The following is a 22,538-nucleotide window of genomic DNA, read 5'->3' as shown; positions in this document are numbered from 1 at the left end:
ACCAATACGTTTGGGTTAAGGATAATTGGTCTTTCAAGACGCGATAAATCGCGTCTCTACATCAGGGTTTTGTTGCTCATTCTAAACTGTATTTATCTCTAAACAGGTCGGAAACGATCAATCTCGCCTCCGGTCAAGTTTGCGTAATACAGATTACCATCAGGACCAGTAGTGATTTGTGTAGGCAGTCCTAGATTAGGCCTGTCCTTTTGGGAAGCAAACTGCTTAACTGAAGCAACTTTGCCCTGACTATCTAATATCAAAGCATCGATAGTTCCTTGACTGAAATCACCAATGAATAAGGCATTTTGATACATAGAGGGGAAAGTATTACCTGTGTAAAAGTCACCCACGAGGATCGCATTAGAACCAAAATGCTTGTAAGTGTACAATGGTTCTGTAACAGTTGAGCCACTATTATAGAAAGCTTTTGCTGCATCTAAAGTAGCGTAGGATGGTTGTTTCAGACTGATGATATTACCATTTGCATCAAGGCCACCTTCATAGAATGGCCAGCCAAAGTTAGCCCCTGGTTTTCCGACATTCACCTCTTCGTAACTACCGAAGCCAACATCACCAATATAGGGGGTATTAGTCTTCTTATCAATTGTGAAACGGAAGGGGTTACGCAGACCTAAGTCATAAACTTTGGAAATATTGCTATTAGGATCACCGTTGTAGAAAGGATTACTTGATAAGCCTTTACCAGTAATCGGGTCAATCCGCAGAATCTTGCCGGACAGACTATTCTTATCCTGGACGCGAATTGCTCGCGGGTCTATCCCATTGTAGGAAGTACCATCTCCTAAGCTCACAAATAGAGAACCATCAGTACCAAAATGCACAGAACCAACTGAGTGAGATTCACTATCATTGGCTATAAAATTATCGATATTTTGGACTTTATCGAGATTATTAAGATAATCCTGCAAGCTGGTAAATGGCTTACCAGTATCTTTGTTGAGAATTCCTGATGGTGCATAGCCAAGTGAGACATCTGTACTATTTCCATCTGGGTGGCTGATATTTGCCCAAGTACCATTTGTACCGAGTAGTACAACTTCGCTGCCAGCAATTGCAGTAGTGTAATTAGTGTTGGGGTCAGCTGTAAAGCGACTTAGGCGTGCAGTACGATTCCCATTCTGATCGGGATCGTCTAATGTGCTATTGGGATTATTATTAGGATTGTTTACACTAGTTTCTGGTGGATCGTAGGTATACAACAGGTAAACATAGTTGTTGCCGTTTGAACTTTTGCCAAAATCTGGATGTACGGCAATGCCTAATAGACCGCGATCGCGCGTATCATTTACCTCTTTGCTAATATCAATAAATGGTGTTGATAATAAGCTACCGTTTTTCATGACTCGCACTACTCCATCTTTCTGGGTAATGAACATGCTGTTGCCATCAGGTGCCCATTCAAAAGCTGTGGGTTGAGTCAAACCAGAAGCTACCGTATCTAAAGCAAAGTTACCAGAGTCATTATCAATAATAGTGATACTTGTCTGTTGATTAGTTAGCTGTACTCCAACTGGGTTACTGAACTTCAAAGTAAATGTTTCATTTGATTCCCCAACGTTGTCATCAACAATGGGGATAGCAATTGTGTTACTGGTTTGTCCAACTGCAAAACTCAAGTTTCCAGATACAGTTTTGTAATCAGATCCAGCTTTAGCAGTCCCATCTTCAGTCGTGTAGTCCACGCTAGCAGCCGCCGAAGCGTTGCCCCGTGTAACTATCACCTTAGCAGTACCGTCACCTTCATTAACTACTGTCTGACTGAAATCGAGGCCGGAGCGATCATTGTCTTGAATCGTAATTGCGAGAGTTCTTTGGACTCCTAGTGTTGCCCCCTGTGCCTGGTCGATGACAAAATTAAAGGTTTCATCTCCTTCTATCAAGGAATCATCAATGATCGGAATGGATACCTGCGTGCTACTTTGTCCCGGCGCAAAAGTCAGTGTTCCAGCACTTTCAATGCCTTCACTGCCATAGTCAACTCCTTTTGTAGCAGTATTAGCTATAGTCGCATACTTGATTGAAGATGTACCACTTAAATCTCCAGTTCTAAGTAGTTTGACGGTAACACTACCACTGCCTTCGTTCACAGTCATCGAAGACGAGCCTAAGGTGATAGTGGTCGGAAGAACTGGTGAATACAGTTGGGACTGAGGAATGATTTCCTTGGCCTGAGAGGCGCTTGACCAACGCAGTTGAGAAACGGCATTGCCTTTATTTTCGTAGTACTCAAGTTTAATATCGTACTTCTGACCTGCAACTAGTGCGATTGAGCCACTGGATTCGGTGGCAGGTTGATCGATAAACTGATTGATGATTTGTTGACCATTCACCCACAGTCGCACACCATCATCAGCAGTGGTGTAGAACTTGTAAGTTTCACTGTACTTGGCTTCTACCTGACCTGTCCACCGCACTGAGAAGGTATCTGCATCAATCGACGGAGCAGGAGAATCAGCAGCCCAGTTAAAGTTCACCGTCGGATCTGTAGTAGTTATCTTCAGGTTAGTGAAGTCGATGTTGTCGTAATACTCTGCTTTGAGTCCGTTGCCATTACTAGTTGTGCTGATATTACTATACAGTTGAGACTGAGGAATGATTTCTTTCGCCTGAGAGGCACTTGACCAACGCAGTTGAGAAACGGCATTGCCTTTATTTTCGTAGTACTCAAGTTTAATATCGTACTTCTGACCTGCAACCAATGCGATCGAGCCACTGGATTCGGTGGCAGGTTGATCGATAAACTGATTGATGATTTGTTGACCATTTACCCACAGTCGCACACCATCATCAGCAGTGGTGTAGAACTTGTAAGTTTCGCTGTACTTGGCTTCTACCTGACCTGTCCACCGTGCTGAAAAGGTATCTACATCAATCGACGAATCTGGAGAACCAGTAGCCCAGTTAAAGTTCACCGTCTGATCTGTGCGAGTTACCTTCAGGTTGGTGAAGTCGATGTTGTCGTAGTACTCTGCTTTTAGTCCGTTGCCATTACTAGTTGTTCCGTTGCCATTACTAGGTGTGCTGATATTACTATACAGTTGAGACTGAGGAATGATTTCCTTGGCCTGAGAGGCGCTTGACCAACGTAGTTGAGAAACGGCATTGCCTTTATTTTCGTAGTACTCAAGTTTAATATCGTACTTCTGACCTGCAACCAATGCGATCGAGCCACTGGATTCGGTGGCAGGTTGATCGATAAACTGATTGATGATTTGTTGACCATTTACCCACAGTCGCACACCATCATCAGCAGTGGTGTAGAACTTGTAAGTTTCGCTGTACTTGGCTTCTACCTGACCTGTCCACCGCGCTGAAAAGGTATCTACATCAATCGACGAATCTGGAGAACCAGTAGCCCAGTTAAAGTTCACCGTCTGATCTGTGCGAGTTACCTTCAGGTTAGTGAAATCGATGTTGTCGTAATACTCTGCCTTGAGTCCATCTCCTTGAGAAAGTAGGCTAGACCGAGCAGCAATGCTGGTTTGTCCCGGATCAATATTTTCTAAAGATGATTTAGTAGCAATTACTGGACTTACAGATGTTGATAAGTTTTGATTCGATGCCATAATTAATGTTTCAGGATCAGTTTTGTATGGATGAATATTTTCAACAAAGAATGCATCATAAAGCTTGATAGAAATATATTGATAAGCTAATCATTGATTAACCTACAAATATATATTTAGTAATCGCTAATTATGAATAATTAGTTGAAGAACATATTGGTATTTGTTTGATTTCAACAAAGTTCTGAATTCTTGAGAGCCTTTAATCTCATGGATGTGCAGATGCATATTCCTTGAGGCAAGCAATGCCCAAGAAAAGCAGATACATACGTAATTAGTCTAATCAATAACTTTACATAGATTACTTAAGTATTCCTTTTACTTCTACATATTTGACAATAGATTGCAGTGTTATGTCTATCTTGTTTATAAGATTTTATTTAAATATTCATATTGATCTATCTTTTTTTAAAGGAATATAAAAGTTTTGATGATATTTAAATAAAAACTGCCAAAATGCCAGATAATTTAGTGTGTTTGATCTACAGATTTATTAACTATATAAAAATTGGTTAAAGAAAAATTTTAATCTTTAAAGATTTGAAAAATTAATATTTATCTATACTTCATCTTGACTATTACTTTATGTCCTCCAGAACCAGCATAAATATAGTAATAACCTCAAATCAGTGGAGCAAAAACTTTTGCAAGAGCCTTACCATTCATGCATTTAAGCTAGGGAACATAATCCACTGGAATTAAGAAATAATCGTACTTTTTGAGTAACCTTGTTGCGGGTAGATTATCCTGCGAATTACTACGCGACAGTTTCTCCATGAGAGGCTACACCAACGAGACGCCACGAGCAAAGAATTGTCAGCGTCCGAAACCCTACTCTTTCGTTCATTTACAAAAGTTTTCAATTTACTCCAAGTCAGAAAAATTACAAGTTTGACGTTGCACATTCCCACTTTCCCCTAGACTAAGGGCAGCAACCTTGTTCAAACTGGCTGAGGAAAGTAGACTTTGACTGAGACAAACAATTTAAACTCTACCATCCAGAATCTCTCACGCAGGGAATTGCGAGATTTAGTGCGGACTCAGCTGCAAATGCTCCTGGAAGCAGGAGACTTGCAAGGAGCAAAATCTATTCTCGTACCTGTGCGGCCTGCGGATATCGCCGAGGCGATTGAGGGTTTGCCAGAAGCAATGCACGCTTTGGCTTTTCGCTTGCTTTCTAAGGATGATGCGATCAAAGTTTATGAATATCTTGACTACAGTGTTCAAGAACGGTTAATTGAAGAACTTAAAAGCCAGGAAGTCTGCGATATTGTCGATCAAATGTCGCCGGATGACCGAGCTAGGTTATTTGATGAATTACCGGCAAAAGTTGTCAATCGCCTGCTAGAACAACTCAGTCCAGCAGAACGTCAAGCTACAGCCCAACTATTAGGTTATGAAGCTGATACAGCTGGGCGAATTATGACACTAGAGTTTATCTCGCTGAAAGAAAACTTGACAGTATCTCAAGCTCTAGAGCGAATTCGCAACCTAGCTAATGCCAGTGAGATGATTTATTATCTTTATGTCATAGATGCGGCAAGGCGCTTAACGGGGATTGTATCGTTGCGGGAATTAGTAACGTCTCAGCCTGAGCAAATTATTGGCGAAATTATGACCCGTGATGTGGTGTTTGTCTACACTGATACAGACCAAGAAGAAGTTGCAAGATTAATCCAAAGATATGATTTTTTGGCTGTACCTGTGGTAGATCGAGAACAGCTTCTAGTAGGTATTGTTACGGTGGATGATGTGATTGATATTCTGCAACAAGAAACCACCGAGGATATCTATGCCTTGGGTGGTGTGCAGTCGGGGGGCGACAACTATTTTCAAATGAATTTGCTAGAAATTGCTCGGAAGCGAGTTGTCTGGTTATTAGTCTTACTTGTAACCAATACCGTCACAGGCACAATTATTAAGTCGCAAGAAGATATTTTAGCAAAAGTGGTGACACTGACGGCCTTTATCCCCTTGTTGACTGGTACTGGGGGTAATGTAGGCGCTCAATCTTCTACAGTGGTGATTCGCGGGATGAACACCGATGAAATCCGATCGCTTGGTGTATTGCAAGTAATCGGCCGGGAAGTGATCGCTGGGGCATTTTTGGGAGGAATGTTAGGTACGATCGCTACTGTCTGGGCTTATTTTCTGCAAGGACGATTAGAAGTAGCGATCGCTGTAGGCACTAGTTTGGTAGCTATTTCTATTTTAGCTTCGATCTCCGGTTCAGCACTGCCATTTCTCTTTCGCTATCTGCGTTTAGATCCAGCATTAATGTCAGCACCATTCATTACCACAGCCGTTGATGTCTTAGGCGTTTTGATTTATTTCAATTTGGCGCGGGTAATTTTAAAGTTATGAAAAGAGTCATTAGTCATTAGTGAATAACAAAGTACAAATGACAAATGACTAACTTTTACAATTCTGATTCTGAATCTGGAGCAACAATTTCGCCAGTACCCAATTCCAGTATCAAGTCCTGCTCAGTAATCAATCCACTTAGTTCTTTCACTTGTAAATTCATTTCTTCACAAGCTTGTCTAAGTTCTTGTGCAAATTTATTCAGGTCTTGACCATAGCCACATTGATAAGCAGCGGTTTCAATCCCTTGCTTGGCATTTGCTCTAGCACAATCTACTAATTCTGTGCCATGCAGTGGTGTAAGAGATGCCATAAACGTAGTTATTATTTCTTAAATGTACGCTGTTAGACAGGCTATCAATATTTCGATATTAAATCATCCCTCCAATGGATGACCATGAGGGTAGAGTTATAAGTTTAGAATTAGGAGTTAAAAATTAAAAGTTGTCAGCTTAAAATATATTGTTTATAACTCTTAGTTTCTAACTCATTACTCATAACTTTTAACTATTTTAATTAGCCATTCACAACATCTCCACCATTAACATGTAACACTTGTCCAGAGACATAAGAACTATCATCAGAGGCTAAATATACGTAGCTAGGAGCAACTTCTTCTGGTTGTCCGGCTCGTTCCATTGGTACTTGTTTACCAAAAGTTTCAACTTTCTCGTCAGGAAAAGTTGAGGGAATTAAAGGTGTCCAAATTGGCCCTGGCGCAACGGCATTAACGCGAATTCCTTTGGATACCAAATTTTTTGATAAGGAGCGAGTGAAGGCAACGATCGCACCTTTTGTAGAGGAATAATCTAGTAACTGTGGGCTACCTTTATAAGCTGTTACCGATGTGGTATTGATGATAGCGCTGCCTGCTTGTAAATGCTTGAGTGCAGCTTTAGTCATGAAAAACATCGAAAAGATATTAGTGCGGAAAGTTCGCTCTAGTTGTTCTTCGGTGATTTCTTCAATACTTTCTTTCGGATGTTGTTCAGCGGCGTTATTGATAAGAATATCGAGTTTACCAAATTCACCAACTGTTTGTTGGATGGCTTGCTGACAAAAAGTTTCATTGCCAATATCACCTGCAATAGTTACTGCCCGACGCCCTTGTTTTTCTACCAAATTTTTTGTTTCTTTGGCATCATCGTGTTCGTTAAGGTAAAGGAGCGCCACATCTGCACCTTCTTTTGCAAATGCGATCGCAATAGCACGACCAATACCACTATCTGCACCCGTAATCAATGCTACTTTAGCTTGTAACTTACCACTACCCTGATACTGAGCATCATCTGCTTTAGGTTTTGGTGTCATTTCTGATTGAACACCTGGTGTTTCTTGTTGCTGTGGCGGTTGCAATTTTTGCTCTTTTTTCTCTTTTGATTTAGCCATAGGTTTTGTCTTGGTAATTGTATATTGAATTAGGTATTGGGAATGAGGCATTGAGATTGATTGAACCCCATTTTTTTCATCTCTCCCATTCACTATTTCATAACTAAACCTTGGATCGGAAATTCAACCCAAGGTTTATTTTTTGCTTTAACTCTCATTAGCCATTTGCAATTTTAGGCATTTACAGCACTTTTCTTTTACATGAGGTACAAAGTTACGGATTTTGAGGCAGGAGGCAGAAGGCAGGAGGTAGAAACTCTTTATATTTGATGCATGAGTCCTACGTTTTGTACCTGATTTACTTACAAACTGCTGTATATCTTAGATGTTTGCCAAACTTACTTATTCTTAGCAACTGTACGCAACTTACATTATCGCTCCTCGAAAATAAGTACACAACTCTGATGTGATGAAGAATTTATCTTTTTGGTATGCCTTCAAGTTAACTATTATATTGCTATACTTTATCACCCCCTAGAGGTAAACTAAGCTGCAATTAGCTCAACCTTAAGATGGAAACGAAATTAAAGAATAAAGAAGTCGGCGATTTACAAATTGCTTGAGTTTTATCGTTCCTTGCGGACTTCCGGAAATTTTTTGCAAAACTATCTGAATCTTGACACGGCGACTAGAGATTTTCCAAAAGGCTGCGTGGTACGCTAAATTGAGATTATTAGAGGGCAGGGGTTATGGCAACATTAAATATTTCCGAGTTAGAACAAGTTGAAAAGTTTCGCCACTTACAATTAACCCTGCGCGATCGCTGGAAAACGAGCGAACTATTTGACAATAGTGAAGCAGATATTTTAATTATTCCCTCTCTGAGTATCGACCAGGGTGAACTCCAAAAGATCGAAGGCTGCGAGCATTATGAAGAAAGATTACTATTTTCCTTGATCCGGTTGCAGAATCCCCAGACTCGACTGATTTACGTAACATCAGTACCACTGCATCCTAGTATCATTGATTATTATCTGCAACTGTTGCCAGGAATTCCCTTTTCTCATGCTCGCAATCGTTTACTGCTACTTTCTACTTATGATTCCTCCTTTAAGCCTCTAAGCCAAAAGATTTTAGAACGTCCTCGCTTGCTAGAGCGGATTCATCAATCTTTGAGGCTAGACAAATCATTTATGATCTGTTACAACTCTTCCTACTGGGAAGGCGAATTGTCTTTAAAATTAGGTGTACCTCTGTATGCTGCTGCACCAAATTTACAGATTTGGGGAACAAAAAGTGGCAGTCGGCAAATCTTCAAAGAAAGCGGAATACCGCATCCAGATGGCAGCGAAAAAGTTTGGAACCACACAGATTTGGCAGAAGCTACCGTTGATTTGTGGGAACGCCAACCAACATTAAAACGGGTAGTAGTAAAACTTAACGAGGGCATTTCTGGAGAGGGAAATGCATTGCTGGATCTGAGACCGATTGAGAATTTAGCACCAAACATTGGTACTCATGCCGAAAGGATAGCAGCAATTAGCGATCGCTTATCAACGATGCGCTTTCAAGCAAAACAAGAGACTTGGGATAGTTTTTTGGGAAAAATGCCTGAGTTAGGGGCAATCGCTGAAGCATTTGTGGAAGGGGAAATTAAGCGATCGCCCAGCGTCCAAGGACAGATCACACCTAATGGCGAAGTGGAAATCCTTTCAACTCACGACCAAATTCTTGGAGGCCCAGACGGTCAGATTTACCTTGGTTGTCGCTTTCCTGCTGATGAAAGATATCGATTGCAATTGCAGCAATTGGGGCTTCAAGTCGGCAGAAAACTAGCGGAGAAAGGCACTTTAGAGCGATTTGGATTAGATTTTATTGCCGTTGACAAGGGTAACGGAGAATGGGATATGCAGGCGATCGAAATCAACCTACGTAAAGGTGGTACAACTCATCCATTCATGACCTTGAAATTATTAACGAACGGCCGCTATGACCTTTCCACGGGTTTATTTTATAGTCAACAAGGTCGTCCAAAATACTACATTGCTACTGATAATCTACAAAAAGAGCGCTATCAAGGATTATTACCCAATGATTTGATGGATGTCATCGCTCACCACAGACTACACTTCGATAGTGGTACAGAAACGGGTACAGTGTTTCATCTTATGGGTTGCCTTTCGCAGTTTGGCAAGGTGGGATTAACCAGCATCGGTGATTCCCCGCAACAAGCACAAGACATTTATAACAAAGTTGTCAAAGTTCTGGATGAAGAAACTCGCAGCGAAAATCGTGATTTCTCGGCGTTTTCAGATTATTCCTTTCCAGTAATTTGGGATGAATTATAGTTAAAGAATGTTGTTTACAACACATGGTAGAGGCACACCAATGAGTAATGCTCGTGAATTTGGTCTACCTCGTCCCACGCCTGGTTAATGAGATTCTCCAGTGCCATGACCAAGTACATTGCGATCGCTTACTTCTGATATGGCTACTTTTTCTTGATAGCGCTATAGTTGACCAGAAAGAAAAAGGTACAAGCCCCTCTCTTACAAAGTTCTGATGCCTGCGGCGGGCTGCACCAACGGAGGAAACCTCCGCTCAGACTTTGCGCTAAATTTATTTTGGTGGTTCTTAATCTTAATTTTGACTTTTGACTTTTGAACGCCAGTTGCTACCCTGCGGGAACGCTAAGAGCGAACAAGTCGGGGAACCCGCCCAACGCACTGGCTCTTTTTGACTTCCCCGCAGGGGCTGATAGCCTTCGCTTCGAGGTGCGAATTGTTGCATTGCCCAGCAACTCCATTACCTGAATAATTACACTAGGATGGATGGAAATACACTGCCAATAAGTGACCTATGAGGCAACCAAGTAAAAATTTTGAACCCTTGCTCACTAAAGAAGCCCCGCCAGTTGTTGAACGTATGGGGCTAACCTGGCTAGTTGCAGCAGCGATCGCAACAGCTTTATTGTGGCAAGTACCAGGAGGGGATTATATATTATACCCATTTACAATTCTGGCAACTTGGTTTCATGAAATGGGCCACGGTTTAATGGCACTGTTATTAGGGGGACAGTTTCAGAAGTTGCAGATTTTTAGCAATGGTTCTGGTGTCGCAACTTATTATGGCATCCAGTCGTCATTAGGGCCAATTGTCCCGGCAATAATCGCCGCAGCCGGGCCAATGGGGCCGCCTCTTGCCGGTGCAGCTTTGATTCTGGCTTCCCGCAGTTTTACAACAGCAACCCTCTGTTTGAAAATTTTAGGAAGTTTTTTGCTGTTGTCCACATTAATTTGGGTGCGTTCCTGGTTTGGATTGGTGGCAATTCCCTTACTAGGTTTAATAATCTTAGGTATTGCTTTAAGAGCACCTCGCTGGACACAAGGGTTTGTCATTCAATTTTTAGGTGTACAAGCTTGTGTAAGTACGTACCATCAACTTGATTATCTATTTAGTAGTTCTGCTGGCCCCCTGGGAATTTCTGATACAGCGCAAATGCAGCGATATTTGCTTTTACCTTACTGGTTTTGGGGCGGGTTAATGGCGATCGCATCTTTGGTGATTTTAATCCAAAGTCTCCGTGTTGCTTATCGTTCTGAGTAATGAGTAAGAAGCACCATTAAAAGGCAATTGAATCTTTAGCTCAAAGAATTACTGAACATCAAGAAAAGATTAAATTAGAATCAGAAAATAGTTTTGCTGACGAAGGTTTAATTAAGCATTGGGAAAAAGAGATTTGTGCTTTTGACAAGGCAATCCAACAAGCACGTAAAAGATTGGGACAATAAATATGCAGATTAGCGATCGCCCTCTTGCAATAACCAATTCAACCCTCAGTACCTTGATTGCTGAATTAGGTACAGAATGCCTGAAAGTACAAGCATTAGTTAACCAGTTACAGTTAACTAGCTTAACTGCTAACCAACAAGCTGAAATTCTCGCAGAACTCCTAGCTGCTGCGGTTCATCTGGATAATCATTGTGACGATGATTTTCAGATGCTAATTACTGAAGAAATGGAAAATTTGCCTGATGATGAGGATTAAAGAAGAATTCCGAAGTCAGAATTCAGGAGTAAGAATTAAGACTTTTTATCAGTATAATAGCCTGAATATTGTTAAAAAAATTCGCCGCTAATAACTCTTACCTTCGCGGTTCGATACTCTAAGCATGTCCACCCAACCCACAATTCAAAGCATATACACCGATGGTGCTTGCACCGGTAATCCCGGCCCTGGCGGTTGGGGTGTTGTCGTCTACTTCAGCGACGGCTCAATCCACGAAATGGGCGATGCATCCCCTCATACCACTAATAATAAAATGGAGATGCAAGCTGCGATCGCCGCCCTTCAATTTCTGCAAACATCTCAACAAGCTCAACCCATCACCCTTCATACCGATAGCGAATACCTGATTAACTGCGTTACCAAATGGGTTAAAGGCTGGAAAAATAAAGGCTGGAAAAAGTCAGATGGTAAACCCGTCCAAAACCAAGACCTTTTAGAAATCTTAGATCAACTCAATACTCAACAAGTAAAATGGCAATACGTCCGGGGACATTCTGGTAACATAGGTAACGAACGTTGTGATGCGATCGCTCGCACTTATGCTAGTGGCAAAATCCCTACGCTACAACAATTATCTTCCACAGATTTTTATAAATCTTTACTTTCCCAAAATGAATTAAATGTAGCAAAAGTAGCTGATTATGAAAAAAACTCTCGAATAACTAACCAAAGTCCGCAAGAAATCAGTACTTCTGCACCAGAAATAACCGTTATGGAAACATCAATTGGCCCAACTGCGACCGTGACCGATGAAAAACCGCTAGAAATGAGGGTTTCGCAACTTCGCAGTTTGGTCGAAGCTCTGCGTATAGCTGACGAAATTTCTGAAAAAGGCTACTTAATCACCAGTTCTGAGTTAGCAGACTTGATGGATGTCCACGCTAGCGCTGTCACCAGTCGTGGAGATCAATGGCGCTGGCGAAACTGGATAGTGTCACGGGTACGCCGTGAAGGAAATCAAATTCTTTGGGAATTGGAACGCGGGGATCAAGTAGGAGGGGAAGAGGAGTAAGGGACAAGAGGGACAAGGGGGAATTATTGAATAAATCTCTCTCCGAAGTTCTGATGCCTATGGCGGGCTGCGCCAACGCCGGAAGCCGGCGCTCAGACTTCTCTCCTTGTCTCCCCCCTCTTCCTTGTCTACTTTGTCTCTTCTCCATGCCCAATGCCCAATGCCCAATGCCCCACTATATATACTTGCGTCCTCGCCACTCGCGTGGGGTGCGGAATGCAGATAAAAAGATTCGCAGTACAGCTAAGGGATCGGCCAAAGGGGAAAGCCAGAATAACCAGCTGCCTTTAGCGTTTGTGCGATCGTAAGAAGGTGCGATCGCTATTAGCATCGCAAAGCGAATCACCAACAGAAATAAATTCAGTCCCAGCAGCAGGAGTGGGGGAATGGGCGAATATAAAAGTGTGGGAGACATCAACAAAAAAGTCAAGACAATTAAAAGGGGTAGACCTTGAACAGATGTGAGTAGCCATAAATCTCCCCACAACTGAGAGCGAGAAGTTGCATCTTTAAGATCGAGACTCCGCCCCCACTCCTTCCACGTCTCCATCGCACCTTCATACATGCGTACCTTCAGCACCTTTGCACCGTCTAAAAAGCCAACCTTATACCCTTGGATAGCAATATTGCGTGCCAACGTGACATCATCACAAAAAGAACTCTTCGCACTGCTATAACCACCTACAGCAGCTAAAACAGAGCGACGACACAAAAAACACTGCCCATTTGCCATTACCCGTTCTGGTTGCTCTGTATTGATCCCCGCTGGGTCAAATCGGTAAAGCAAAGTCATCAACAAAGCCGGTTGTAGCCAGCACTCCCCAGGATATTTGAGGATGAACTGGGGTGAAAGAGAAACTAAATCGTAGCCTTGTGCTTCGGCCGTCTTCACCAAACCAGCAACTAAACCAGGATGCGGTTGGATATCAGCATCCAGCCCCAGAAACCACTGACTAGCCTCTGAGCTATATAGAAAACCGTTATGCAATGCCCAAGGACGCCCCACCCAACCAGAGGGTAAGGGATCATCTGTGATCACGCGAAAGCGCGGATCTTTTTGCTGTGTTGCTTTTACCAAGTTGGGGGTACCATCACTGGACTTGCTGTCTACAACCATAATTTCCCGAACTTCATAACTTTGCTGACTTAAACCAACCAACAGAGGGTTAATACGAAGCGCCTCGTTCAGCGTGGGAACAACGATGCTAACCCTACCTAAAAGCTCAGGTATCGGTTGTTGGGGTTCTATTGGAGGATGGCGTCTTGGTCCCTTTAACAGGCGTGAAAACAGAATCACCGTTGCTGGTGCTTGGATAAGTAGCAATAAAAAAGAAATTGCGCTTTCCACTATCAAAGCGTTGTCATTAGTCATTAGTCATTGGGTATGGGGCATTGGGAAAGAGGAGGCAGGAGGCAGAAGTTCTTTAATTTTGAATTTTGAATTTTGAATTGATTTCTCCCCCACTCCCCACTCCCCACTCACTATTTTCTAAACTTATTTCAAGGCAACTTCAACCTTTGCTACTGATACTTCTTTGGTTACTGGTTCAATAGTAACTTGAGCAGGTGTGGTTGAAATCCTTGACCACAGCACCACAGCCGGAATCACACCTAGCAATAAGCCGAGTAATACAGGAATGGAAAATCCAGCGGCCAAGCTAAGTCCGGCGGCGAAGGCAAAGTTAGTTAAATAAACGACTAAGGGCAGATTGAGTTGCGATCGCTCTAATTTAATCGAGGTATTTCTCCACAATAATCCTGCCACACTCATAAACAGGGCGCTAGTACCAAACCAACCTACATAGTTCTGGTAAGGTGTTCCAAAGAAAGCTCCTGGTTGTTCCCAATACCAGAAGGGCAGAGAAGTTTGACTCATAGCTGGTTCAAGGGCAAAGTCCCAGCAAGTGAAGAGCAAAGCACCAACGGCTATCGCAGCAATATGCCGACCCCAACTGGGTTTTTGAGCTACTTTCAAACCAGTTCTTGCAATTAAGTAAGACGACAGCCCAACATAAAACCAAGATAAAGGAATTGTAAAAGGAACTAGCCCCCCAATCTTATAACCCAAGCCACTCAAGTAGCTATAATCACCAAATGGAAATCCTGTACTAGTTCCTAGTAGTTCACTTCCCAAAGAGATAAACATAGCCGGTAGCATAAATGCTAGCCAAGTTCCTAATCCTAACGTCCGGTGAGCATAAATAGAAACAGCTACTGTCCCTAAGATGATATCAACTACACCGCCGTCAGCCATACTTAACTGTACGGCAGTTTCTCCTACCTGCGATAAGTTGAAAATTATTTCAGCATGAGGTACTACCAGTAGCATCCCTACCAGTCCAAAGGCTTTTGACGCGATATGACCAATGAGGCATACGCGTTCAGCAATAATAAGTTGTCTCATGATAATTCCTTAACAAGATGTGACACGCGGCTACTCGGCTGCTAACAGTTTACAAATCTTTAACTACTTTGTACCGCAATTTTCGACAAACTTGTTTGCCTTTCTTGTGAATAGCATAAAAGTCTATTGATTGAAGCTATAAAAATATGATGCTAAACTTACTAGTTTAAGCTATATATTCTAAATCTACATAATTTTATTTGTTAGAACTTCTGGTTTCTTGTCTGACTGATATCCATATTGGAAAAACTCCTTTGATACTGGGATATCTTTAAGAGAGGACAACCATCATAAATTGAGCAAGTCCTTAAGCAAAATAAAGTCTTGAGTTCCTACACTTATTTATGCTTTATGGGATAAGCGATCAGACCTTAACTCTGTACTAGAAATATAAACCCATGTCAATTTTGAAAAGAGTTCCTTGGGTGTCCCTGGCGCTAGTACTATTGAGTTACAGTACTTTGGGCTGGGTAATATCTGAAACACGTGCTTCTATGTTTATGTGGGTGGCAACTGTAGTTGCTATCTTACTTTTAATCATAACTTTGACCGCTCCTTGGCCGAAAATGACATATTACAGTATTTTTCTTCAATCAAATACTAGGTCTTTCGGCATTGCCGTCTTAGCAGCTTTCTTGTTTTTTATCATGATTGCCTGGTTTGGGGTATTTCTTGATACTTTGCTGATCATTTCAGCGACTATATTAGTCAAGATAGACTTTCAAAGAGCGGGTCTTAAAGAAGGCCTAGCTTTTTCAACTGCCTCTATCTTTTCATTGGGAGGTTTAGCTTTGGGTGCGCTAATCTATAAGTTCATGTATTCCTAAATTCCGCTAACTTGATCAGGTATATCCGAAAAAGCTAGCGATGCCTGCGCTAACGCTTTATAACTAGTAAGTAGCTGGGTGGGAAAATTTATCGTTGAGAGAAGGCAGAAGGCAGGGGGCTGGAGGCAGGCAAGGGAGGCAGGGGAGGAAAAAGAGTTATTAAACAATAGTTCATTTCTCCCCTTGCTCTTCTTCTCCCCCTGCCTCAAGAGCTCACCTCAACAGATAACTCTCTTAACCGAACCGTATTGCCCTGCCTCCTGCCTCTCTTGTTAAAATTTAACTGCCTCAGTAAAAATTGATACTATTTGTTGTCCTGGCTGACAGCGCTGAAGATACATCTGCGCGACTTGATCGCACGGGTTTTGCTGCAAGCAATCTTGAAAATACTCGGCTGCTGTTGCAAATTGTTGTTGTTCGTAACACGCTAATGCTGAGGCAAATACTTCTAAAGTCGCTGTTTTACCTGCAACAATTTTTGGGGGATCGGCTGCAAACACTTCATGAACAGTCACAGCATTTATCTTACCCTTCACCTTTACCTGACCAATTATACGAATGCCATAGCGATCGCGATTTTGTAAACGCTCAAAAGTTTGGTCGGTAATTAAGAGTGGGGCGTTAAATGTTTTCGTCAATCCTTCGATTCGCGCTGCTAGATTAACTGCATCACTAATCACTGTACTATCCATGCGATTCAACCCCCCGACTGTCCCCAAAATCAACGAACCAGTATTAATCCCAATGCCAATTTGAATTGGTAAGTAACCTTTGGCTTGGCGTTTTTCGTTGTAGGTTGTTAAGGTCTGTAACATGTCAATTCCCGCCAATACCGCATCATCGGCATCTCCCGCAAACAAGGCCATGATGGCATCACCAATATATTTGTCGATAAAGCCATTGTTTTCGAGAATGATCGGCTCCATGCAACTGAGATAGGAGTTAATAAATCGAAAATTTTCGGCGGGAGTCATGCTTTCTGAAAGGGAGGTAAAGGCGCGAATGTCGGTAAATAAGACTGACATTTCCTGCTGCACTTGATCGCCTAATTGCACATCTATAATGCTTTGCTTATTCAGGAATTGCAGAAATTGACGCGGGACAAAGCGCTCATAAGCTTTATTGAGTGCGGCTAAATCCGTATACAAACGGGCATTTTCAATGGAAATAGCTGCTTGTGCTGAAAGCAAGTTGAGCAACTCCAAGCGATCTGGGGTAAATGCTCCTGTTGTCAAGTTATTTTCCAAATAGACAATCCCTGCTAACTTTCCTCGGTTAATCAAAGGAGTACACAGAATAGATCGCGGTTGATATTGGCGAATGTAGGGGTCTTTGATGAATTCCCCAATCCCCACTGCTTCGTTGATGGCATCGTTTAAGACTACATTGGTTTTAGTGCGAATCACATAATTAACGATCGCAGTCGAGAGAGTTTGGCTATCTTCAATACTGAGTGATTCCAACACCTGAATGGTATTCTCACCAACGTTTCCCTGAGCTTCAATTAAAAATTTGCCTTTAGTTGACAATAGCAAAAACCCCCGTTGCGCCCCGGCGTTTTCCATTAAAATTCGCATTAAATTAGATAAAAGTTTATCTAGCTGAATTTCTTCGGAAAGGGTTTGAGAAGCTTTGATGACTGTCAGCAAATCTAATGATTCGCAGCGACTAGTACTTGTAAGACCGGTCGGGTTAGAACTGGTGCTTGATAAAGTTGATTTAACAGCTTTTTCAAGAATGCGCGTTAAGATTTGGGGATACTTGGCTTCTAAATCTTTTACCTTGGCGATCGCTCCCCACTGCAAATAAAGATAGCGGGCTTCTTGCAAATAAACTTGGGCTATCTTAGATTTGTTCTGGGCTAGGTAAAATTTAGCAGTTAATTCATTGGCGAGAGCCGCTTCATTAAAATACTGGTTTTCTTGAGCTAAGGTAATAGCGCGATCATAACAGGCGATCGCCTGACTAGATTCTCCATGCACCCGATGCCATTCTGCTTCTAAGAGCGCTAATTTATGGGTATAGTTGACAGGAGAAAATTTTGCCCAGACTTGCAATTTTTTCTGGTTTGCTGCCACTCGCTGGAGTAACTTTTGACGTTCTGCCGCACTGACAACAGCAGCTAAAGCTAGTCGTCCTAATGAGTCATAAAAGTGGAACCATCCCACAATATATAAAGCCACAACTGCATCTAAATAAGGAATTGCTAAATCAGCATTCTTGACGGCTGTAGCATAATCTTCAAACCAATAATTCAGCGTTAACTGATTAGTATAAATATAAAAAATAGCTGTGCGATAGTTATTCTCAATATGCTGGGCTAACATAGCCGTTGCATCATAAAATTCCCCCACCAACTGACAGGGATTAGCATTTTTGCCCTGTAAATTAGCAACTGCTTGGCGATAGAGTTGAATGAGAACAAAAATCGGTTTTTTCTTAAACTGCTGAACTGCCTCTGCATAAATAGCTAAACTTTCATCCAATTCAGCCAGATTTTGACCAGAAAAGTAGGAATGCATAGAGGATGTATTGGCAGAAAATGCAGCGTATTCAGTATCACCTGTATCGCACCCAATTTGAAATGCGGCTTGCAGTGAAGGAATAGTATTTTGGAGTGGTTCTTGCCAGTGGCGGACAAAGGTATTAACTACAAATAAAGTTCTTGCTTGCAGGTGCTTGGCATGGAAGCGGTCTAGCACTTTCAAGGCTAATTCACCAAATTTATATCCCCTTTGCAGATCCCCAACAACGCCACAGAGAATCAAGCCATAGGTAGCGTAGGCAAAGGCTGATTCCGCCGCATTGCCGTATTTTGCAGATAGTTCTACCTGTTTAAAGACCGTCAAAGGAAAAACATTCGGGGCTGCTAGGTAGGTCGCCGAGGCAATACTTGCAAGGATGCGAATTGCCGCTAATTTTGTGGGATGGGTGAGTTTTGGTAAGTCGGCTAAGGTGTCTACCTGTTTACCTACCAAAGCAAGTTTAGTTTTGAACAATCCCAGCATAATTTGCGATTGACCGGGGTTGCTAGCTAAGGGAATGCCCAGCAGTTGCAGAACTTGCAGACCAAGTTGAGAAGCTGCTAACAGTTGATCGCGGGCGATCGCAGCTTGGATTTTGATGGCATAAACCTGTACTTGATCGACTGTGCTGCGGGTCTTTTGCAGTACTTCATCTGTGAGTGCATCCATGCGCTCAAAGTCCCCACCCAGATAAGCAGCTTCTGCGGCGGCGGTATGCAATGTCAAAGCTAGCTGATACTGCTGCCAACAGTTAGCTGCTAGGCAGTTAATCCCCATTGTTAGATAATCTAAGGCTGGCTGATAGGCTGCTGAGGCTTTGGCTTTGTTACCTGCTGTTAAGTTCAACTGAGCTAGTTTTTGTCGCTGTTGAGGGTCTGTAATCAGGTCGATGCCAAAATTCAGTTGGTTAACAATGTCAAAAATTTTCTCTTCTTGCTTTTGGGGAGTAATGCCTTGTAATAATAGTTGCCCAATTTGCAAGTGTACTGCCTGTTTTTGGTCAATAGAAATCAGTGAGTAGGCAGCTTGCTGGACGCGATCGTGCAGGAATTTGTAGACTACATCCAAATTTGTCAAGTTCGCTGTTACTTCTTGATCGGCAACTTGCAAGAGTTGGTAGTCATTGCCTTGGGGTAAAATTAGTCCTGTTTGCACGGCTTCCCAGAGTTGGGCGGCGACATCTTGGAGGGATTTTGAGCTAGCGATCGCTAAGGTATGCAAATCAAAGGAATTGCCAATACAAGCTGCTAATTTTAAAGCTTCCTGCGTGGCGGCTGGCAGCTTTTGAATTTTCAGCGCCATTAACTCGACGACGTTATCGGTAATCTGCGCTGCCTGGATTTTTGCCAGTTGCCACTGCCATTGTCGCTGGGTGAAATTAAACTGTAGTAATCCTTCTGTATACAGCGACTTCAGAAATTCATTCATGAAGAAGGGATTGCCATTAGTTTTCTGTTGCAGCAGTTCTGCTAAAGGAGTAACTTCTGCTAAATCGGCATTGTTGAGGGTATCGCTGAGGAGTTGTTGAATTTCGGGCAATGCTAAGGGCGTTAAGGTCAGTTCCTGAATAGCTACGCCTGCTTGTTGTAAAGATGCGATCGTTGTCCGCAGTGGATGGCTTTTATTTACTTCATTATCGCGATAAGCACCAATCAGCAATAGATATTGACTATCTGCCTGACTAATTAACAACTGAATCAGTTGAAGTGATGCACTATCCGCCCATTGCAGGTCATCCAAGAACATTACTAAAGGATGTTCCTTTTGGGTAAAGACCTTAATAAAGTTTTGCAAGACTAAATTAAACCGAGTTTGTGCTTCCTTGGGCGATAGTTCTACAACAGGTGGCTGCTGACCAATAATCAGTTCCACCTCTGCAATCACTTCGATAATCACCTGGCCATTCATACCAAGAGCATCTAATAATTTTTGGCGCCAAATGGTAATTTCTGCTTCACTTGTAGTTAAGAGTTGGCGAATTAAAGCTTGAAAGGCTTGAATTAAAGAACTGTAGGGAATGTTACGTTGAAATTGGTCAAACTTCCCAGAAATAAAATATCCCCGTTGCTGGGTAATTGGTTTATAAATTTCTTGAACTAAAGCTGATTTGCCAATCCCAGAATAACCTGCAATCAGCATCACTTCGCTCTGACCGTGACTAGCTCGCTCAAAAGCTGCGAGCAAATTTGCCACTTCCGCCTCGCGTCCGTACAGTTTTTGGGGAATTTGAAATTTACCGGAGCAATCTTGCTGTCCGAGTTCAAATAAGGAAATTTGCCCTGTAGCGGTGAACATCTCCAGGCATTGCTGTAAATCTGCTTGCAATCCAAAAGCACTTTGATAACGCGCTTCGGCGGTCTTTTGTAGCAACTTCATCACAATTTGCGAAAGCGCTGGCGGAATTTGGGGATTAATTTGATCGGGCGGAATCGGTTGTTTGGCAATATGGCTGTGAACCAGTTCCACAGGATCATCGCTAATAAAAGGTAAATTCTGGGTCAACAGTTCGTAGAAAGTGACTCCCAAAGAGTAAAAATCGGTGCGATAATCAATCGAGCGATTCATCCGTCCTGTTTGTTCGGGAGAAATATAAGCGAGAGTCCCTTCTAAAACATTCAGATTTTGCAAAGTGGGATTTTCCCGCAACAGCAAAGTAGCAATGCCAAAGTCAATTATTTTCGTCTGTTGAGTCGTGGGATTGAGAAGAATATTGGCAGGATTAATGTCTTTATGAATAATCTGTTGCTGATGAATTTCTTCTAAAGCAGCTGCTACTTGTATAGCCAATTGCAAAAAATTCTCTAGCGGTAGAGGCGATTGATTGAGTAACCCACGCAGAGGTTGTCCACCAAAATCCTCTAAAACTAACACTAAGGTGTTTTGATATTTTTTTAAGTCGTAGGCTTGGATAATTCCCGGCGCTTGAAAGCGACGCGTGAGATCGTATTCAAGTTTAAACCGGGCGATCGCTTCTGGGGATGGGTATTCTTGCCACAGAACTTTCAGTACTACTGGTTGTCGATCTAACTCTCGATATCCCCGATAAACCTGAGAATTGGGGCTTGCGTGCAGTTCTGTTAGGACTTTATACCCTTCCAGTGTGATCATAGATTACTCAAGCTTTTTCTGTATTGTAGGGTCTATTCAGTATAAATTGCTTACCTTGCAAGTGAACAGAGATTAGCCGAATGCTACAGTTTACAAACTATGAGTAGATCGGACGAAAGCGATCGCCTAATGCATATAACGCAATACGCTTGGCTTTGTGAAAAATTGTAGGTTGGAGAACCACTGCGTTGGGCGGGTTTCCCGACTTGTTCGCGTAGCGTCTCCCCTTGGGAGAAGCAAGTGGCGTTTGAGGGACGAAACCCAACACCTCAAAATCTTGTATTTGTTAAGTTTCACTTCCCTACGGGACGCTACGCGAACGTTTAACCCAACCTACGTATCTGTTTCATTCTTTTCTGGAATTCGTATAAGTCAAAATCTAAAATCGCAAACGACGCTTTACAAATGTCAGTATTGGATTAAATCTAACTAACTCAGGATAAACAGGAATAAAAGACAGCTTTTGCTTGCTAAATCTAACTGCTAACGTCCTTGCTAAAGTAAAAATTTCGGCTTCATAAATGTCTATTTCCGAAAGGCCGATGATTTTGTTTAACGCTTCTGCATTGCCAATATTACCCAAAGCCAATGCCGCGTTGCGTCTCACGTCAGATTCAGAGTCCTTAAGAGCGGCGATTAATCCCCGCACAACTTCTGCATTGCCAATATTACCCAAAGCCAATGCCGCGTTGCGTCTCACGTCAGATTCAGAGTCCTTAAGAGCGGCGATTAATCCCCGCACAGCTTCTGCATTGCCAATATTACCCAAAGCCAATGCCGCGTTGCGTCTCACAAAAGAATCAGAATCCTTGAGGGCGGCAATTAATCCTGGCACAGCTTCTGCATTGCCAATTTTATCCAAAGCCGATGCCGCGTTGCGTCTCACAAAAGAATCAGAGTCCTTGAGGGCGGCAATTAATCCCGGCACAGCTTCTGCATTGCCAATATTACCCAAAGCCAATGCCGCCTGGTATCTCACGTCAGATTCAGAGTCCTTGAGGGCGGCGATTAATCCCGGCACGGCTTCTGCATTGCCAATTTTACCCAAAGCCAATGCCGCCTGGTATCTCACGTCAGATTCAGAGTCCTTGAGGGCGGCGATTAATTCCGGCACAGCTTCTACATTGCCAATTTTACCTAAAGCCTCTGCCGCGTTGCGTCTCACGTAATAATCAGAGTCATTAAGGGCGGCGATTAATCCCCGCACAGCTTCTGCATTGCCAATTTTACCTAAAGCCTCTGCCGCGTTGCGTCTCACGTAATAATCAGAGTCATTAAGGGCGGCGATTAATCCCCGCACAGCTTCTGCA

The 22,538-nt window shown here is 42.5% G+C and carries 13 protein-coding genes; 6 read left to right on the top strand and 7 right to left on the bottom strand.

Annotated features, from left to right (window positions below):
* Window positions 1–98 precede the first annotated feature (98 nt).
* A complete protein-coding gene (locus tag V7K56_RS16230) occupies window positions 99–3,590 on the bottom strand; it encodes a PA14 domain-containing protein (protein ID WP_334911908.1) in 3,492 nt (1,163 codons plus the stop codon).
* Between the two features lie 966 nt (window positions 3,591–4,556).
* Here V7K56_RS16230 and mgtE point away from each other — a divergent pair.
* Window positions 4,557–5,954, top strand: coding sequence for a magnesium transporter (gene mgtE, locus V7K56_RS16225; RefSeq protein ID WP_334911907.1), 1,398 nt, complete (start codon window positions 4,557–4,559; stop codon window positions 5,952–5,954).
* 55 nt (window positions 5,955–6,009) lie between these two features.
* On the opposite strand, the gene V7K56_RS16220 is transcribed toward mgtE, so the two are convergent.
* Both V7K56_RS16220 and V7K56_RS16215 read right to left on the bottom strand, forming a co-directional pair.
* Window positions 6,010–6,267, bottom strand: a complete 258-nt coding sequence (locus V7K56_RS16220) for a hypothetical protein (protein WP_334911906.1) — start codon at window positions 6,265–6,267, stop codon at window positions 6,010–6,012.
* 203 nt (window positions 6,268–6,470) lie between these two features.
* Complete coding sequence (locus V7K56_RS16215) at window positions 6,471–7,343, bottom strand: SDR family oxidoreductase (RefSeq protein WP_334911905.1); 873 nt, start codon at window positions 7,341–7,343, stop codon at window positions 6,471–6,473.
* Window positions 7,344–8,032: 689 nt separating this feature from the next.
* On the opposite strand from V7K56_RS16215, the gene V7K56_RS16210 reads away from it, so the two are divergent.
* The 4 genes from V7K56_RS16210 (at window position 8,033) to rnhA (ending at window position 12,364) form a co-directional block, all read left to right on the top strand.
* Entirely contained in the window at window positions 8,033–9,631 is a 1,599-nt protein-coding gene (locus V7K56_RS16210) for a peptide ligase PGM1-related protein (protein WP_334911904.1), read from the top strand.
* 511 nt (window positions 9,632–10,142) lie between these two features.
* A complete protein-coding gene (locus tag V7K56_RS16205; RefSeq protein WP_334911903.1) occupies window positions 10,143–10,889 on the top strand; it encodes a M50 family metallopeptidase in 747 nt (248 codons plus the stop codon).
* A gap of 187 nt (window positions 10,890–11,076) precedes the next feature.
* A complete protein-coding gene (locus V7K56_RS16200; protein WP_334911902.1) occupies window positions 11,077–11,331 on the top strand; it encodes a hypothetical protein in 255 nt (84 codons plus the stop codon).
* Window positions 11,332–11,455: 124 nt separating this feature from the next.
* Window positions 11,456–12,364, top strand: coding sequence for a ribonuclease HI (rnhA, locus tag V7K56_RS16195; RefSeq protein WP_334911901.1), 909 nt, complete (start codon window positions 11,456–11,458; stop codon window positions 12,362–12,364).
* Window positions 12,365–12,539: 175 nt separating this feature from the next.
* Here the strand turns inward: rnhA and cruG are convergent, their stop codons facing one another.
* Both cruG and cruF read right to left on the bottom strand, forming a co-directional pair.
* Entirely contained in the window at window positions 12,540–13,736 is a 1,197-nt protein-coding gene (gene cruG, locus V7K56_RS16190) for a 2'-O-glycosyltransferase CruG (RefSeq protein WP_334911900.1), read from the bottom strand.
* Window positions 13,737–13,859: 123 nt separating this feature from the next.
* Window positions 13,860–14,768 (bottom strand): gamma-carotene 1'-hydroxylase CruF, encoded by a 909-nt coding sequence (cruF, locus tag V7K56_RS16185; RefSeq protein ID WP_334911899.1) that lies wholly within the window; start codon window positions 14,766–14,768, stop codon window positions 13,860–13,862.
* A 398-nt stretch (window positions 14,769–15,166) separates the two neighbouring features.
* Between cruF and V7K56_RS16180 the strand changes: the two genes are divergently transcribed.
* Window positions 15,167–15,595, top strand: a complete 429-nt coding sequence (locus V7K56_RS16180; RefSeq protein WP_334911898.1) for a hypothetical protein — start codon at window positions 15,167–15,169, stop codon at window positions 15,593–15,595.
* A gap of 272 nt (window positions 15,596–15,867) precedes the next feature.
* Here the strand turns inward: V7K56_RS16180 and V7K56_RS16175 are convergent, their stop codons facing one another.
* On the bottom strand, window positions 15,868–21,228 hold the full coding sequence (locus V7K56_RS16175) for an AAA family ATPase (protein WP_334911897.1): 5,361 nt from the start codon (window positions 21,226–21,228) through the stop codon (window positions 15,868–15,870).
* A gap of 379 nt (window positions 21,229–21,607) precedes the next feature.
* Window positions 21,608–22,538 (bottom strand): HEAT repeat domain-containing protein (locus tag V7K56_RS16170; RefSeq protein WP_334911896.1); only part of this gene is annotated, 931 nt, incomplete at its 5' end.

The organism is Nostoc sp. (genome assembly GCF_036917535.1).
GTDB lineage: Bacteria > Cyanobacteriota > Cyanobacteriia > Cyanobacteriales > Nostocaceae > Nostoc.
Note: the sequence above shows the minus strand (reverse complement) of the source record. Positions and strands in the feature narration are given on the sequence as shown.